13 protein-coding genes and 1 pseudogene are annotated in these 15,347 nt (G+C 71.9%); 8 read left to right on the forward strand and 6 right to left on the reverse strand.

Annotated features, from left to right (window positions below; all coding sequences use genetic code 11):
* The 3 genes and pseudogenes from IE312_RS41010 to ybaK all read left to right on the forward strand — a co-directional run.
* Nucleotides 1-567, forward strand: a pseudogene (locus IE312_RS41010) (hypothetical protein); the annotation flags it as partial.
* A gap of 11 nt (nt 568-578) precedes the next feature.
* Nucleotides 579-1,319, forward strand: coding sequence for an LON peptidase substrate-binding domain-containing protein (locus IE312_RS20325; protein WP_189983780.1), 741 nt, complete (start codon nt 579-581; stop codon nt 1,317-1,319).
* Between the two features lie 18 nt (nt 1,320-1,337).
* Entirely contained in the window at nt 1,338-1,841 is a 504-nt protein-coding gene (gene ybaK / locus IE312_RS20330) for a Cys-tRNA(Pro) deacylase (RefSeq protein ID WP_189983781.1), read from the forward strand.
* Nucleotides 1,842-1,865: 24 nt separating this feature from the next.
* On the opposite strand, the gene IE312_RS20335 is transcribed toward ybaK, so the two are convergent.
* From IE312_RS20335 to IE312_RS20350, 4 genes are all read right to left on the reverse strand, one after another.
* A complete protein-coding gene (locus IE312_RS20335; RefSeq protein WP_189983782.1) occupies nt 1,866-2,492 on the reverse strand; it encodes an AAA family ATPase in 627 nt (208 codons plus the stop codon).
* Nucleotides 2,493-2,526: 34 nt separating this feature from the next.
* Entirely contained in the window at nt 2,527-3,348 is an 822-nt protein-coding gene (locus tag IE312_RS20340) for an ABC transporter permease (RefSeq protein WP_189983783.1), read from the reverse strand.
* Between the two features lie 82 nt (nt 3,349-3,430).
* Nucleotides 3,431-4,444, reverse strand: coding sequence for an ABC transporter ATP-binding protein (locus IE312_RS20345; RefSeq protein WP_189983784.1), 1,014 nt, complete (start codon nt 4,442-4,444; stop codon nt 3,431-3,433).
* Nucleotides 4,445-4,503: 59 nt separating this feature from the next.
* Complete coding sequence (locus IE312_RS20350; RefSeq protein WP_189983785.1) at nt 4,504-5,724, reverse strand: NYN domain-containing protein; 1,221 nt, start codon at nt 5,722-5,724, stop codon at nt 4,504-4,506.
* Nucleotides 5,725-5,949: 225 nt separating this feature from the next.
* On the opposite strand from IE312_RS20350, the gene IE312_RS20355 reads away from it, so the two are divergent.
* Nucleotides 5,950-6,117: a hypothetical protein gene (locus tag IE312_RS20355; protein ID WP_189983786.1), complete on the forward strand. Its 168-nt coding sequence runs from the start codon at nt 5,950-5,952 to the stop codon at nt 6,115-6,117.
* A gap of 80 nt (nt 6,118-6,197) precedes the next feature.
* Here IE312_RS20355 and dnaE read toward each other — a convergent pair whose 3' ends face one another.
* On the reverse strand, nt 6,198-9,737 hold the full coding sequence (gene dnaE, locus IE312_RS20360; RefSeq protein ID WP_189983787.1) for a DNA polymerase III subunit alpha: 3,540 nt from the start codon (nt 9,735-9,737) through the stop codon (nt 6,198-6,200).
* Between the two features lie 170 nt (nt 9,738-9,907).
* Between dnaE and IE312_RS20365 the strand changes: the two genes are divergently transcribed.
* The 4 genes from IE312_RS20365 to IE312_RS20380 all read left to right on the forward strand — a co-directional run bounded on the left by IE312_RS20365 (nt 9,908) and on the right by IE312_RS20380 (nt 14,688).
* Entirely contained in the window at nt 9,908-11,233 is a 1,326-nt protein-coding gene (locus IE312_RS20365) for a DUF2252 domain-containing protein (protein WP_189983788.1), read from the forward strand.
* 93 nt (nt 11,234-11,326) lie between these two features.
* Nucleotides 11,327-12,025 (forward strand): hypothetical protein, encoded by a 699-nt coding sequence (locus IE312_RS20370; protein ID WP_189983789.1) that lies wholly within the window; start codon nt 11,327-11,329, stop codon nt 12,023-12,025.
* A gap of 98 nt (nt 12,026-12,123) precedes the next feature.
* Nucleotides 12,124-12,936, forward strand: a complete 813-nt coding sequence (locus IE312_RS20375) for a thioredoxin domain-containing protein (RefSeq protein ID WP_189983790.1) — start codon at nt 12,124-12,126, stop codon at nt 12,934-12,936.
* Nucleotides 12,937-13,017: 81 nt separating this feature from the next.
* Complete coding sequence (locus tag IE312_RS20380; RefSeq protein ID WP_189983791.1) at nt 13,018-14,688, forward strand: alkaline phosphatase D family protein; 1,671 nt, start codon at nt 13,018-13,020, stop codon at nt 14,686-14,688.
* 15 nt (nt 14,689-14,703) lie between these two features.
* On the opposite strand, the gene IE312_RS20385 is transcribed toward IE312_RS20380, so the two are convergent.
* Entirely contained in the window at nt 14,704-15,276 is a 573-nt protein-coding gene (locus IE312_RS20385) for a dienelactone hydrolase family protein (RefSeq protein ID WP_189983792.1), read from the reverse strand.
* Nucleotides 15,277-15,347 lie beyond the last annotated feature (71 nt).

Genomic DNA, 15,347 nt, shown 5'->3' on the forward strand with positions numbered 1-15,347 from the left:
CGCTACTTCGAGGAGCTGTGGGAGGCCGCGATACGGCGGGCCCCGCACCACTACGGCTGCCACGTCGCCGCCCTGCGCTACCTGGCCACCTTCTGGCACGGCTCGCACCGCGAGTGCTTCGACTTCGCCGACCGGGCCGCGCAGGACGCCCCGGCCGACTCGCTCGTCCAGGCCCTGCCCGCCCGGGCCGCCTTCGGCTACCTCACCGACGGCTGCGGACCCGAGGTGCCGAGGGCCCGGCTGGACGCGGCGGCCGACCGGGCGATCGCGCTCTCCGCCTCCCTCCCGCCGGCCGACCCGTGGCCCGCCGAGGTCCGCAACAAACTGCTGTACGTCCTGCTGCGGCTGGACCGCCGGGAGGACGCCCGCACCCAGCTGCGCATGATCGGCCCGTACGCCACGTCCTTCCCCTGGGACCGGTTCTCCGACGACCCGCTCGGCCACTTCCTGCGCCTGCGCGAGCACCTGGAGACGGCGGGCCCGCAGCCCGTCCCGGCGGGGCTGCTGACACCGCCCCCGGGACCTTCGGACGGCCGCGGCGGACACACCTGCCCCGCGGACCACTAGGCTGGGGCGCCGTGACCACCGCCCGTCTCCCGCTCTTCCCGCTGAACTCGGTGCTGTTCCCGGGGCTCGTGCTGCCGCTGACCGTCTTCGAGGAGCGTTATCGCGCCATGATGCGCGAGCTGCTGAAGACCCCCGAGGACGAACCGCGCCGGTTCGCCGTCGTCGCCATCCGCGACGGCCACGAGGTCGCGCCGAGCGCCCCGGGCATGCCGGATCCCACGGCCGAGCCCGAACGGGGACCGGCCGCCGGCTTCGGCCCCGACCCGCTCAGGTCCCTCCACGGGGTGGGCTGCGTGGCGGACGCCGCGACCGTCCGGGAGCGGTCCGACGGCACCTACGAGGTGCTGGCGACGGGCACGACCCGGGTGCGCCTGCTGTCCGTCGACGCGTCGGGGCCGTACCTGACCGCCGAGCTGGAGGAGCTGCCGGAGGAGCCGGGGGACGAGGCCGGCGCGCTGGCCGAGGGCGTGCTGCGCTCCTTCCGCCAGTACCAGAAGCGCCTGGCGGGCGCCCGCGAGCGCTCGCTGTCCACCGGCGCCGACCTGCCGGACGACCCGGGCGTGGTGTCGTACCTGGTGGCCGCGGCCATGGTGCACGACACGCCGACCAAGCAGCGCCTGCTCCAGGCTCCGGACACCGCCTCCCGGCTGCGGGACGAGCTGAAACTCCTTCGCGCGGAGACGGCCATCATCCGTAGCCTGCCGTCGTTGCCCGCGTCGGAACTGACGCGGACGCCGACCAGTCTGAACTGAGGGAAGCCCGACACCCCGATGGCGAAGAAGCCGAAGAAGCAGCAGCAGTCCGGGGGGACGCCCGCGACGGTCGCCCTGACCGCGGCCGGCGTGGACTTCACGGTCCACGCCTACGACCACGACCCGTCCCACCCGTCCTACGGCGAGGAGGCGGCGGAGGCGATGGGCGTCTCCCCCGACCGCGTCTTCAAGACCCTGGTGGCCGACGTGGACGGCACCCTGGTGGTCGGCGTGGTCCCGGTGGCCGGCTCGCTGGACCTGAAGGCCCTGGCCGCGGCGGTCGGCGGCAAGCGGGCGGCCATGGCCGACCCGGCGCTCGCCGAACGCACCACGGGCTACGTCCGCGGCGGCATCTCCCCGCTCGGCCAGCGCAAGAAGCTCCGCACGGTCCTGGACGACTCGGCCGGCGCGCACCCGACGATCTGCGTCTCGGCGGGCCGGCGGGGTCTGGAGGTGGAGCTGGCTCCGGGCGACCTGGCGGAGCTGACCGGGGCGGTGCTGGCCCCGATCGGGCGGGGCTGACGCGGGCGTCCCCCGCGCCGCCGGTCAGTCCGCCTGCTCCTCGGGGTCCCGGGGCCCGAACAGCGCGGTCAGACCGAGGTGCGCCAGCAGCCCGGCCAGGGGCCAGGCCAGCAGCGCCCCCTTGGCCGACAGCTTCAGCGGCGCCGGGAACGTCACGCCCTTGCCCACGGCCCGGGCATGCGCGAGCACGTCGGACTCCGGTCCCAGCCACACCCCGAGCCGCCAGGCCAGCAGGGACCCCAGCAGGCCGCCCAGCCCCAGGGCCACCACCAGGGGCACGCCCCCGCGCCGCCGCAGGCCGAACACCACGACCGCGCCGACCACTCCGAACGCGAGCCCCAGCAGGGTGAACGTGCCGTCCACCCCGATCGCCTGCTCGCCCTCGGTGTCCTTGAGGTAGACGACCCAGTTCTTGCCGATCTCGTCCGCGACCAGCGGCACGTGCGGCGCCAGCCACCACCACAGCAGCCCGAGCAGCACCCCGCCCAGCGCCACCGCGACCGTGATCACGGCGGCCTCCCGCAGTTCCGTCTTCATCCCGGGGCCGTCCTGTTCGTACGCGCCCGCGCCGGGCTCCCCGGCGGGCGGCGGCGCCTGCCGGACCTGGTGCGCGGAGTGGTCGTTCGGCGGCGGAGTCAGCGGTGCGGTCACCTGAACATCGTGCCAGGTCGTGCTGTGGGCCGCGTCACCGGACGGCGGCCCTGCGGTACGCCCGGGTCGCGACCGCCAGCGAGACCACGCCGACACCCGCGCACACTCCCAGGTCGGCGAGGACCACGGCCCAGTCGGGGTGCGCCCCGAAAGTCCGCGCGTACGCCTCGACGGCGTAGGTCGACGGCAGCAGATCACGGGCCAGCCGTACCGCTTCCGGCATCCGGTCGGCCGGCAGCACGCCCAGCAGCAGCGCCGCCGACATGCCCAGCTGCCCGAGCAGCGTCGCCAGCTCCGGCCGTGGCGCGAGCAGCCCGCACGCGGCACCGAGCCCGGCCAGCGCGGCCCCGGCGAGCGGGATGACGGCCACCAGGATCCACAGGTTGGCCAGCGGCAGCCCGAACAGCGCACAGCCGAAGACGGCGGTCACCAGGGTCCCCGGCACGGTGAAGGAGGCGTACGCCGTCGCCGCGCCCAGCACCACGGCCGCGGGCGGCACCGGGAGCGTGGCGTAGTGGTCGAGCCCGCCGCTGGCCCGCAGCTGGCCGAAGTACTGCGACAGCAGGTTCAGTGCGACGAAGGCGACGACCAGGACGGAGGAGCCGGCCACCACGGACTGCGCCTCGTGGCCGCTGTCGACGACCCCGCGCATCATCACGGCGATGCCGACCGACTGGAAGGTCGCCACGAACAGCAGCGGGATCCGCGCCACCCGGGCCCGGGACAGCTGCGCCCGGTAGACGGCCGCCAGCGACGGCCACAGCCGCGCGGGCGGCCCCAGCTCGGCCGCGCCGGGCGCCCTCTCCGGCACGGCCCGGGCGCCGCCCGGCAGAACCTCGGCGGGTACGACACTCACGACGAGCTGCTCCTCTTCCCTGCGGCAGTCGCGATCCCCACGGCGGTCGCGCAGATCCGTACGCATGCGGGGGCCGGTGCGTTCACGCCCTCACCAGCCCCTGCCGGGCCGCGCCGCCCAGCGCCAGGTAGACGTCCTCCAGGCTGGGCGTGGCGAGCGTGAAGTCGTCCAGCGCGGCGAACGCGGCCCCGCCGGTCACCGTGGCGACGACGGCGCGGGCCTCCTCGGGGGCGAGCCGGAGCGTCCAGCGCCGCCCGGACTCCACGGCCCGCTCGCGCAGCACGGCGACCTCGGGCACCTCCAGCGGCGCCCGCTCCCGCCACACCAGCTCCACCCGCACCTCGCCGGCGACCTGGGCCTTGAGTCCGGCCGGGGAGTCGCAGGCGATGACCCGGCCCTGGTCGAGCACGGCGACCCGGTCCAGGACCGTCTCGGCCTCGATGACGTTGTGGGTGACCAGCAGCACGGTCGTACCGTGCTGGGCCCGCCGCCGGTCCACGGCCGCCCAGACGGCCCGCCGGGCCACCGGGTCCATGCCGGTGGTCGGCTCGTCGAGCACCAGCAGCGGCCGCTCGCCGATCAGGGCGGCGGCGAAACAGGCGAGCCGCCGCTGGCCGCCGGACAGCTTCTTCAGCGCCCGCCCGGCGATCGGGGTCAGCCCGAGCTCCTCCAGTACGGCGTCCCGCTCGGCCCGCGCCCGTCGTACGTCCAGGCCGCGCAGGCGGCCGGTGGTCTCGGCGGCGAGGGAGACGGTCAGCTCGTCCAGGGCGGTGGACTCCTGCCCCAGGTAGGCCAGGATCCGGGCGGCCCGCTCGGGGTGCCGCACGATGTCGTGGCCGAGGATCTCCACGCTGCCGGTGTCCGGCCGCAGCAGGCCGGTGACCTGCCGTACCAGGGTGGACTTGCCGGCGCCGTTCGGGCCGAGCAGCCCGAAGATCTCACCGCGCCGCACGTCCAGTTCGACCCCGTCGGTGGCCCGCACCTCGGGGGTCCCCGGCGCGCCCCGCCGGCCCTTGACGGCCGGATAGGTCTTGCCGAGCCCGCGCACGCGTACGACCTCGTCGTACCGAAGTGCCTGTCCCGCGCGCGTACTCACAAAGGACGAGACTACGGGGTCGGGGGGCTTTACTCGTCCTTGGGGGCGGCCGGGGGGTTTCAGTCGGCGGTGGGCGCCTGCTGCTCGGCCGCCGCGGGTACGTCGATCTCCCGCCAGAACCCCGCCCGGATGGCGTAACGGTCGTGCTCGTCGATCTGGTCGTCCTTGTGCGCGAGCAGCCCGAACCGTGCCGCGTAGCGCAGCAGCTCGCCGTCGATCCGGTGCGGGATGCGCGGGTACATCTGCGACAGCCGCTGCAGCTGGCTCTGGTCGCCGAGCCGGGACATCCAGCGGCGGGCGAAGACCTGCCCCACCTCGTAGGGGTCGCCGCCGACGGTGGTGATGTCCTCCTCCCGGTCGGCCCACCGCTGCTCGGCGGTGGTGAGCTGGGCCAGCGTCGGCATGGATGCGGCGTCGGGGGGCTCGGCGACCACGCCCGGCCGTTCGACCCAGCCCTTGTCGGAGGACCAGCGCAGGGTCGCGGTCGCCGGGTGCTGCACGGGCTGGGCGCCCGGCGCGCGCAGCGCGGCCAGGTCCTTGGGGGTGGGGACGCCCTTGGCGGCGGGGGCCCGCTCCGCGGTGCCGTTGCCCACGGCCGCGGCGGCCGGCGGGTGCGCGGGCTGGTCGGCGCTCCGTTCGGCCGCCGACAGGGAGGACTCGGGCAGCGGAGCCGACAGGATCGCGGCGATCTCGGGGCGGGGTGCGGGCGGCGGGGCGCAGACGCCGGTCAGCTCCTTGGCGCGGACGGCCTGGGTGATCCAGGCCCGGTCCAGCACGCGCCGCTCGTCGGCCTCGGCGACCAGGTCCTCGGACTGGTTGTAGTCGCCGTCGGCGGCCTGGACGGCCCACAGGTGGACGGCGACGCCGTGCTCCTTGGCGGCCATCATGCCGGGCAGCAGGTCACCGTCGCCGGTGACCAGCACGACGTCGGAACAGGCCCGGTTGCGGGCCAGCTCGGTCAGCTCGGCGTGCATGGCGGCGTCGACGCCCTTCTGGGCCCAGCGGCCGTCGCTGCGGGTGAGGGCGCCCAGCCGGACGGTGACCCGGGGCATCACGCGCAGCCGGCGGTGCTCCGGCTGGGGGACCCGGTCGGGGGCGCCGTCGAACCAGTAGATGCGCAGCAGGGGGCGCTCGGTGTCGGACTCCGCGCGCTCCCGCAGAGCCTGGATCAGCGCGGTGTGGTCGACGGTGATCCGGGACCGCGAGGGCTCACCGGCGAGGAGGCTGGCGGCGGCCCCCAGCAGATATCCGGCGTCCACCAGGACGATGCATCGGTCCACGCGACTCACCCTCTTCCCGGGAGGTTTTGCTCCGGACTTCCTTCGAGTCTGCCCGACCGCGCGGGGGTTAACGGCCCGAACTCGATCTTCGGCGTGGCGTTTCGACATCCGGGTGCGCCCAGCTGCCCTGTCACACACGGTAATTATCCGACATGCGCGCGATGTCGGCGTATGTGAATCTGGTCCCGGCCCTGGCCCCTAGATCCCCGCAGGAGGCAGATCCCCATGGCCAAGAACAAGAACCGCAAGCAGTCCGGCCCGCAGAACCGCACGCAGCAGACCGAGCACGCGCAGCGCCCCGCGGCGGAGGAACACGAATCGCCGGTGTCGCACATACAGGGCGGCCCCGCGGAGAGCGGGCGGAAGAAGCAGAAGAGCTTCGGCCACAACTAAAGGGCAGTTGAAGCCCGGGCACACGGAAGGGGCGCACCCGTCGCGGGTGCGCCCCTTCCCGCTGCCTCCAGCCGCGGGTCTCAGCCGGCCAGGCAGGACGGGCCGAGCAGGACCTTCAGGTCGCCGAAGAGCGCCGGGTCCGGCTTGACCCGGTGCCGGTCCAGGCGCAGCACGGTGGTCTTGCGCGGGCCCTGGAGCCTGATCCGGACCTCGCTGTCGCCCTTGTGGTGGCTGAGGATCTCGCCGAGGCGGCTGACCATCGGCGGGGTCACCTTGACGGCCGGGATGGTGAGCACCACGGGGGCGTTGGTGCCGGCGTTGGACAGGTCCGGGACCATCAGCTCCATGGCGACGAGCCGCGGCACGTCCTCGCGCTTGTCGAGCCGGCCCTTGACGAACACCACCGCGTCCTCGACCAGTTGGGTCGACACCAGCTGGTAGGTGGCCGGGAAGAACATGCACTCGATGGAGCCCGCGAGGTCCTCCACGGTGGCGATCGCCCAGGCGTTGCCCTGCTTGGTCATCTTGCGCTGCAGGCCCGAGATGATGCCGCCGATGGTGACGACCGCGCCGTCGGCGTGCTCGCCGCCGGTGAGCTGGGCGATGCCCGCGTCCGCCTTGTCGGACAGCACGTGCTCCAGACCGAAGAGCGGGTGGTCGGAGACGTAGAGACCGAGCATCTCCCGCTCCTGGGCGAGCAGGTAGGTCTTGTCCCACTCGTCGTCGGTGAACTGCACGTCGAGGCCGAAGCCGGGCTCGTCGCTGGTCTCCTCGCCCATCCCGCCGAAGAGGTCGAACTGGCCCTCGGCCTCCTTGCGCTTGACCGCGACCACGTTGTCGATCATCGGCTCGTACTGCGCCGTGAGGCCCTTGCGGGTGTGGCCCATCGAGTCGAAGGCGCCGGCCTTGATCAGCGATTCGGTGGTGCGCTTGTTGCAGACCACCGCCTCGACCTTGTCGAGGTAGTCGGGGAAGGAGGTGTACTTCCCCTTCGCCTTTCGGCACTTGATGATCGACTCCACGACGTTGGTGCCGACGTTGCGGACGGCGGACAGGCCGAAGAGGATCACGTCGTCGCCCTGGGCGGCGAAGTTCGACTCCGACTCGTTCACGTTCGGCGGGAGCACCCGGATGCCCATGCGGCGGCACTCGTTGAGGTAGACCGCCGACTTGTCCTTGTCGTCCTTCACCGAGGTCAGCAGCGCGGCCATGTACTCGGCGGGGTGGTTCGCCTTGAGGTAGGCGGTCCAGTACGACACCAGGCCGTACGCGGCGGAGTGGGCCTTGTTGAAGGCGTAGCCGGCGAAGGGGACCAGCACGTCCCAGAGGGCCTGGATGGCTTGGTCGCTGTAGCCGTTCTTGCGGGCGCCGGCCTGGAAGATGACGAAGTTCTTCTCCAGCTCCTCCGGCTTCTTCTTGCCCATCACGCGGCGGAGGATGTCGGCCTCGCCGAGCGAGTAGCCGGCGATGATCTGGGCGGCCTTCTGCACCTGCTCCTGGTAGACGATCAGGCCGTAGGTGACGTCCAGGACCTCCTTGAGCGGGGCCTCCAGCTCGGGGTGGATCGGCGTGATCTCCTGCTGCCCGTTCTTGCGCAGCGCGTAGTTCGTGTGGGAGTTCATGCCCATCGGGCCCGGCCGGTACAGGGCCGACACGGCGGAGATGTCCTCGAAGTTGTCCGGCTTCATCAGCCGGAGCAGGGACCGCATGGGGCCGCCGTCGAACTGGAAGACGCCGAGGGTGTCGCCGCGCTGGAGCAGCTCGAAGGTCGTGGGGTCGTCGAGCGGGAGCGAGAGCAGGTCGATGTCGAGGCCCTTGTTGGCCTTCACCATCTTGACCGCGTCGTCCATGATCGTGAGGTTGCGCAGGCCCAGGAAGTCCATCTTCAGCAGGCCGAGCGACTCACAGCTCGGGTAGTCCCACTGGGTGATGGTCACGCCGTCGGTGTGCCTGACCCAGACGGGGACGTGCTCGGTGATGGTCTCGCTGGACATGATCACGCCGGCGGCGTGCACGCCCATCTGCCGGACCAGGCCCTCCACGCCGCGCGCGGTGTCGATGACCTTCTTCACGTCCGGCTCGTTCTCGTACATCGAGCGGACCTCGCCGGCCTCCGAGTAACGGGGGTGGCTGGGGTCGGTGATGCCGGACAGGGGGATGCCCTTGCCGAGGACGTCGGCGGGCATGGCCTTGGTGATGCGGTCGCCCATCGCGTACGGGTAGCCCAGCACGCGCGCGGAGTCCTTGATCGCGTTCTTGGCCTTGATGGTGCCGTAGGTGCCGATCATGGCGACCTTGTCGGCGCCGTACTTCTCGGTCACGTACCGGATCACCTCGACGCGCCGGCGCTCGTCGAAGTCGATGTCGACGTCGGGCATCGAGATGCGCTCGGGGTTGAGGAACCGCTCGAAGATCAGACCGTGCGGGATGGGGTCGAGGTCGGTGATGCCGAGGGCGTAGGCGACGATCGAGCCGGCCGCGGAGCCGCGGCCGGGGCCGACCGCGATGCCCTGCTTCTTGGCCCACATGATGAAGTCGGCGACCACGAGGAAGTAACCCGGGAAGCCCATCGAGATGATCGTGTCCATCTCGTACTCGGCCTGCTTCTGGCGGTCCTCGGGGATGCCGCCCGGGTAGCGGCGCTCCATGCCGCGGCGGACCTCCTCCTTGAACCAGGTGACCTCGGTGTAGCCCTCGGGGATGTCGAACTTGGGCATGAGGTCGCGCTTCTCGAACATGCCGGCGGTGTCCACCATCTCGGCGACGAGCAGCGTGTTGGCGCAGCCCTCCTGCCAGGCGTCCGAGGAGTCGATGGCGTACATCTCGTCCGTGGACTTCAGGTAGTAGCCGGTGCCGTCGAACTTGAAGCGGTCGGGGTCGGAGAGGTTCTTGCCGGTCTGGATGCACAGCAGCGCGTCGTGGGCGCCGGCCTCGTGCGCGTACGTGTAGTGCGAGTCGTTGGTGACCAGCGGGGGGATGCCGAGCTTCTTGCCGATCTCCAGCAGGCCGTCACGGACCCGGCGCTCGATCTCGATGCCGTGGTCCATCAGCTCCAGGAAGTACTTGTCCTTGCCGAAGATGTCCTGGTACTCGGCGGCTGCCTTCAGCGCCTCGTCGAAATGGCCGAGGCGCAGCCGGGTCTGCACCTCGCCGGACGGGCAGCCGGTGGAGGCCACGATGCCCTCGGACCACTGGGCGATGGTCTCCTTGTCCATCCGGGGCCACTTCTGCAGCCAGCCCTCGGCGTAGGCGTCGGAGGAGAGCCGGAAGAGGTTGTGCAGACCCTTGCTGTTCACCGCCCACATCGTCTTGTGGGTGTAACCACCGGAACCGGAGACGTCGTCCCGCTTCTGGTGCGGCTGGCCCCACTGGATCTTGCGCTTGTTGCGCCGGGACTCGGGGGCGACATAGGCCTCGATCCCGATGATCGGGGTGATTCCGGCCTTCTTCGCGGAATGGAAGAAGTCGTACGCGCCGTGGAGGTTGCCGTGGTCGGACATGGCGATGTGCGTCATGCCCATCTCGTTGCACGCGTTGAACATGTCCTTCAGCCGCGCGGCACCGTCCAGCAGCGAGTACTGGGTGTGGACGTGCAGGTGCGTGAAGGGCGGCTTCGACACGGTTTGGCCTCCAACGGAAACACTCGGCGACGGGCTGGCGGACGATGGTGGGGTCAGCGTCGAAGTCTATGCCTCGCCGCTGACACAGGTCGGGCACCTACGCGTACCTTCATGCGTTGGGTACGGCAGAAACGCTGTCGTACAGGCAATGCACCAGGAGGCACCCCGCGATGTCGGTCCCCCAGCTCGACGAGGAGCAGCGCGGCGAGGAGATCCTCGCCGTCTTCGACACCGCCTTCGGCCGGCTCCTGGCCGCCGACCCGGCCGCGTTCCGGGTGAAATTCCGCAAGATGGCGGCCTCGGCCTTCGCGTTCTACCGGGGCACGGCGGCCCTGTTCTACCACGACCTCGACGCCGAGAAGCGAGGCGGCCCGTACCTGGACGACCGCACCTCGCGCGTGTGGATCCACGGCGACCTGCACGCCGAGAACTTCGGCACGTACATGGACTCCAACGGCCGCCTGGTCTTCAACGTCAACGACTTCGACGAGGCCTACGTCGGTCCCTTCACCTGGGACCTCAAGCGCTTCTCGGCGTCCGTGGCGCTGATCGGGTACGCGAAGGCGCTGAGCGACGCGCAGATCACCGAGCTGGTGACGGTGTACGCCGCGGCCTACCGCGAGCGCATCCACGCCCTGGCCACCGGCGCCAAGCGGGACGAGGTGCCGCCGTTCACGCTGGACACCGCGCAGGGTCCGCTGCTGGACGCGCTGCGTGACGCCCGCTCGCTGACCCGGTTCGGGCTGCTGGACTCCATGACCGAGATCCGGGACTTCGAGCGCCGCTTCGCCCCGGGCGGCGGCTCCATCGAGCTGGACGCGGCCACCCGGTACAAGGTCCTGGCGGCCTTCGACGGCTACCTGGAGACGCTGCCGGACTCCTCGCTGGCCCGCCCGGACTCCTACCGGGTGAAGGACGTCGTGGGCCGCCGGGGCATCGGCATCGGTTCGGCGGGCCTGCCGTCGTACAACATCCTCCTGGAGGGCCACAGCGACGCCCTGGAGAACGACGTCGTGATCTACATCAAGCAGGCCCAGACCCCGGCGGTCTCCCGGCACATCACCGATCCGGCCGTCGCGGAGTACTTCCGGCACGAGGGCCACCGCACGGTGATCTCCCAGCGTGCCCTGCAGGCGCACGCCGACCCGTGGCTCGGCTGGACCGAGCTGGACGGCGCGGGCCAGCTGGTCGCCGAGGTCTCGCCGTACGCCGTGGACCTGGGGTGGGACGACATCGACGACCCGGAGGAGATCGCGGCCGTCGTCGCCGACCTGGGCCGGGCCACCGCCACGATGCACGCGGCGGCGGACGACACCTCCGGCGAGTCCCTGGTGCCGTTCTCCACCGAGCGGGCCATCGACGCGGCGATCGCGGCCGACGAGGAGGGCTTCGCGCCCCTGCTGGTGGACTTCGCGCACTCCTACGGCGCACGCGCCCGCGCCGACCACCAGGTCTTCGTCGACCTGTTCCGCAACGGCCGGATCCCGGGACTGTGACCTCCGCGGACTCGCCGGCAGCTGTTCCGGTGAGATTCACAGGCACCTTTTAGGGGTCCCTTACCCGCCGACGTGACAGACTCTTCTCTCGCCATGGACATATCCGGGACCCAGTTCAGAGCCGTGCGCGCGGCGCTGTTCACGGCCGTCGTCGTGACGCTCAGCACCGCGTCGCACGTGCTGCTGTCCCGTGCTCCGCTGCCCCTGGCGACCGTGGGCGCGGTCGCCGCCGGGGTGTTCGCCGGCGCGTACGCGCTGGCGGGCCGGGAGCGCGGCTTCGGCCGGATCGCGGCCCTGCTGATCCCGCTGGAGCTGGCCGCCGACACGGTGTTCACCACCGGCCAGCACGCCTGCTACGGCCCGGCGGGCGGGCCGGTCGCCGGCCCCCTGCGGGCGGTCGGCCTGAACGTGCTGTGCGAGGGCCGGGTGGGCACCCCGCTGGCCCGGATGACCGGCGGTGCCGACCGCGCGGACGCGCTGCTCGGCCATGCCGGGCCGGCCGCGGCCTGGCTGCTGCTCGCCGCGCACATCGGTGTGGGGCTGCTCGCCGCCGCCTGGCTGCGCCGGGGCGAGCGGGCGCTGGCCCAGCTGCTGCGCGCGGTCGCCGCCACCACCTTCCGGCCGCTGCTACTGGCGATGACCGCGGTCGCCGCGCGGCCGCTGCCGGAGGGCCGGCCGGTGCGGCCGGTCCCGCGCCGCGCCGCCGCCCGCGACCGGCTCCTCGTGCACTCCCTGGGACGGCGTGGACCGCCGTGCTCCGCCCCCGCCGCGTCCGCGCCGGCCTTCGCCTGAGCGACGGCCGTCCCGCGGCCCTCGGCGGCTGAGCACGATCAGTCCCCCGCACGTATCCCGCGTACGACGTGTGCGCGTCCCCTATGGAGATCACCAACATGAGCAAGCGGAACAGTCAGGCGTCGAAGACGGCGGCCCGGGAGCGGCTGCGCCAGGAGCGCGAGCGGCAGGCCCAGCGCGCCAAGGTCAGGCGCCAGCTGATCGTGGCCGCCTCGGTGGTCGGCGTCCTGGCCGCGGCCGGCGGCATCGGCTGGGCCGTCGTCCAGGCGAACAAGCCCGCCTACTGGGAGGCCGCCAAGAAGGACAAGCTCGTCAAGCCGGCCCACACCTCCGGCGCTGACGGGACGACGGTCGTCCTCGGCAAGAGCACCGCCAAGAAGACCCTGGTGATCTACGAGGACCCGCGCTGCCCGGCCTGCGCCGAGTTCGAGCAGGTGGTCGGCTCGACCGTCAAGAAGGACCTGGACGCCGGCAAGTTCAAGCTCCGGTACATCGGCGCCACCTTCCTGGACCGCAACCTCCCCGGTGAGGGCTCCAGGAACGCGCTCAGCGCGCTGGGTGCCGCGCTCGACGTCAGCCCCGAGGCCTTCCTGGAGTACAAGTCCGCGATGTACTCCAAGAAGTGGCACCCCCAGGAGACCGTCGACACGCTCAAGGACGACGACTACCTGATCCGGATAGCCGACACGGTCCCCGCCCTGAAGGGCAACGCTGCCTTCCGGAAGGCCGTGAAGGACGGCACCTACGACCGGTGGGCGCTGGAGGAGGCGAAGATTTTCGACAAGGACGGCATCTCGGCCACCCCGACGCTGAAGATGGACGGCAAGACGCTGACGGGTCCGAACGGCAAGTCCGCGCCCGTGACGGTCGCCGACTTCAACACCGCGCTGGAGGCGGCCCTCAAGGGCTGACCCTGGCGTTCCGCCGAACGGCGGGCGAACTTTTGCCGGTTCGCCCGCCCGGGCGCGTACCGATCAGTAACCTGATCGTCCGTGACCAGTCGATACAGATCGCCCGAGGCCTCCCAGGGCCCCAACTCGTTCTCGCCCCGCCGCCGTACGGTCGTCAAGGCCGCGGCGGCGACCGCTGTCCTGGCCGGCCCGCTGGCCGCCGCACTGCCGGCCCGCGCCGCCACGGACGTCCCCGCCTTCCTGCACGGCGTCGCCTCCGGCGACCCGCTGCCCGACGGCATCCTGCTGTGGACCCGGGTGACCCCGACCCCGGAGGCGATACCCGGCTCCGGGATCGGCCCGGACACCGAGGTCAGCTGGACCGTCGCCCGGGACAAGGCGTTCACCACCGTCGTCGCCAAGGGCTCCACCACCGCGACGGCCGCCTCCGACCACACCGTCAAGGCCGACATCCGCGGCCTGGAGCCGGCCACCGACTACTGGTTCCGCTTCTCGTCCGGCGGCACCGACTCGCCCGTGGCGCGCACCCGCACCGCCCCCGCGGCCGACGCCGCCGTCCCCGGCCTGCGCTTCGGCGTGGTCTCCTGCGCCAACTGGGAGGCGGGCTGGTTCTCCGCCTACCGCCACCTCGCCGCGCGGAACGACCTGGACGCCTGGCTGCACCTCGGCGACTACATCTACGAGTACAAGACCGGCGAGTACGCCAACCGCGGCAAGGTCGTCCGCCCGCACGCACCGGCCAACGAGATCCTCACCCTCGCCGACTACCGGATCCGGCACGCGAAGTACAAGACCGACCCCGACCTCCAGGCCCTGCACCTGAAGGCGCCGGTCGTCGCCATCTGGGACGACCACGAGTTCGCGGACAACGCCTGGTCGGGCGGCGCCGTCAACCACACCGAGGGCGCCGAGGGCACCTGGACGGCCCGTCAGGCCGCCGCCAAGCAGGCCTACTTCGAGTGGATGCCGGTCCGCCCGGCCCTCGCCGGCACCACCTACCGGCGGCTGCGCTTCGGCAAGCTCGCCGACCTGTCCCTGCTGGACCTGCGCTCCTTCCGCTCCCAGCAGGCGTCCACCGCGAGCGGCTCGGTGGACGACCCGGACCGCACGCTGACCGGGCGCGCCCAGCTCGACTGGCTGAAGGCCGGGCTGAAGGCCTCCGACACCAGGTGGCGGCTGGTCGGCAACTCCGTGATGATCTCGCCGTTCGCCTTCGGCTCCCTCTCCGCCGACCTGTTCAAGCCGCTCGCCAAGCTGCTCGGACTCCCCCAGGAGGGCATCGCCGCCAACACCGACCAGTGGGACGGCTACACCGACGACCGCCGCGAGCTGCTGGCCCACCTGCGCTCCAACGCCATCGGCAACACCGTCTTCCTGACCGGTGACATCCACATGGCGTGGGCCAACGACGTGCCGGTGGACGCCGGTACCTACCCGCTGTCGGCGTCGGCCGCCACCGAGTTCGTGGTGACCTCGGTGACCTCGGACAACCTGGACGACATCGTGAAGGTGCCGGAGGGCACGGTCTCCGCGGTCGCCGCACCGGTCATCAAGGCCGCCAACCGGCACGTGCACTGGGTGGACACCGACCGGCACGGCTACGGTGTGCTGGACATCACAGCCGAGCGCGCGCAGATGGACTACTACGTCGTGTCCGACCGCACCGACGCGGACGCCACCTCCAGCTGGGTGCGCTCCTACCGCACCCGCAGCGGCACGCAGAAGGTCGAGCGGACCTACGACCCGGTCTGACCGCGCCGGGACCGCTCAGCCGAGCGAGTCGAGGAAGCCGAGCGCCACCCGCCAGGTGGCCTCGGCGGCCTCCGCGTCGTAGTCCGGGAGACCGGGGTCGGTGTAGAGGTGCCCGGCCCCGGCGTACCGGTAGACCTCGACGTCGGCGCCCGCGCGGCCCATCTGCAGGTACCAGGCGCTCAGCCAGTCGTCCGTCTCGAACGGGTCCGGCTCGGCCACGTGCAGTTGCACCGGCAACTCGTCCACCTGCGCGTTCGGCGCGATGTCCGACGTGCCGTGCAGGAGCAGCAGACCGCGCGCCCTGTCGTCGCCGAGGGCGAGGGTCTGGGCGACCGAGGCACCGAGCGAGAACCCGGCGTACACCAGACCGCGGTCGGAGTACGGCGCCGCCGCCAGCACGGCCCGCTTCAGCAGCTCCTCCTTGCCGGTCCGCTCCTTGAACTCCATGCCCTCCTCGACGGTGTCGAACGTGTGCCCCTCGAAGAGGTCCGGCGTCCACACCTCGTGGCCCGCCGCGCGCAGCCGGTCCGCGGCCTCGCGCACCGCGGGCCGGAGCCCGTAGGTCGAGTGAAAGAGCATGATGTTCATGAGGCCATGGTGCCAGCCGGGAACGACGGCGCCGGTGCCGCCTTACCCAGGAAGCCGCCGAAGTCACATGT

Source organism: Streptomyces capoamus (genome assembly GCF_014654935.1).
Lineage (GTDB): Bacteria > Actinomycetota > Actinomycetes > Streptomycetales > Streptomycetaceae > Streptomyces > Streptomyces capoamus.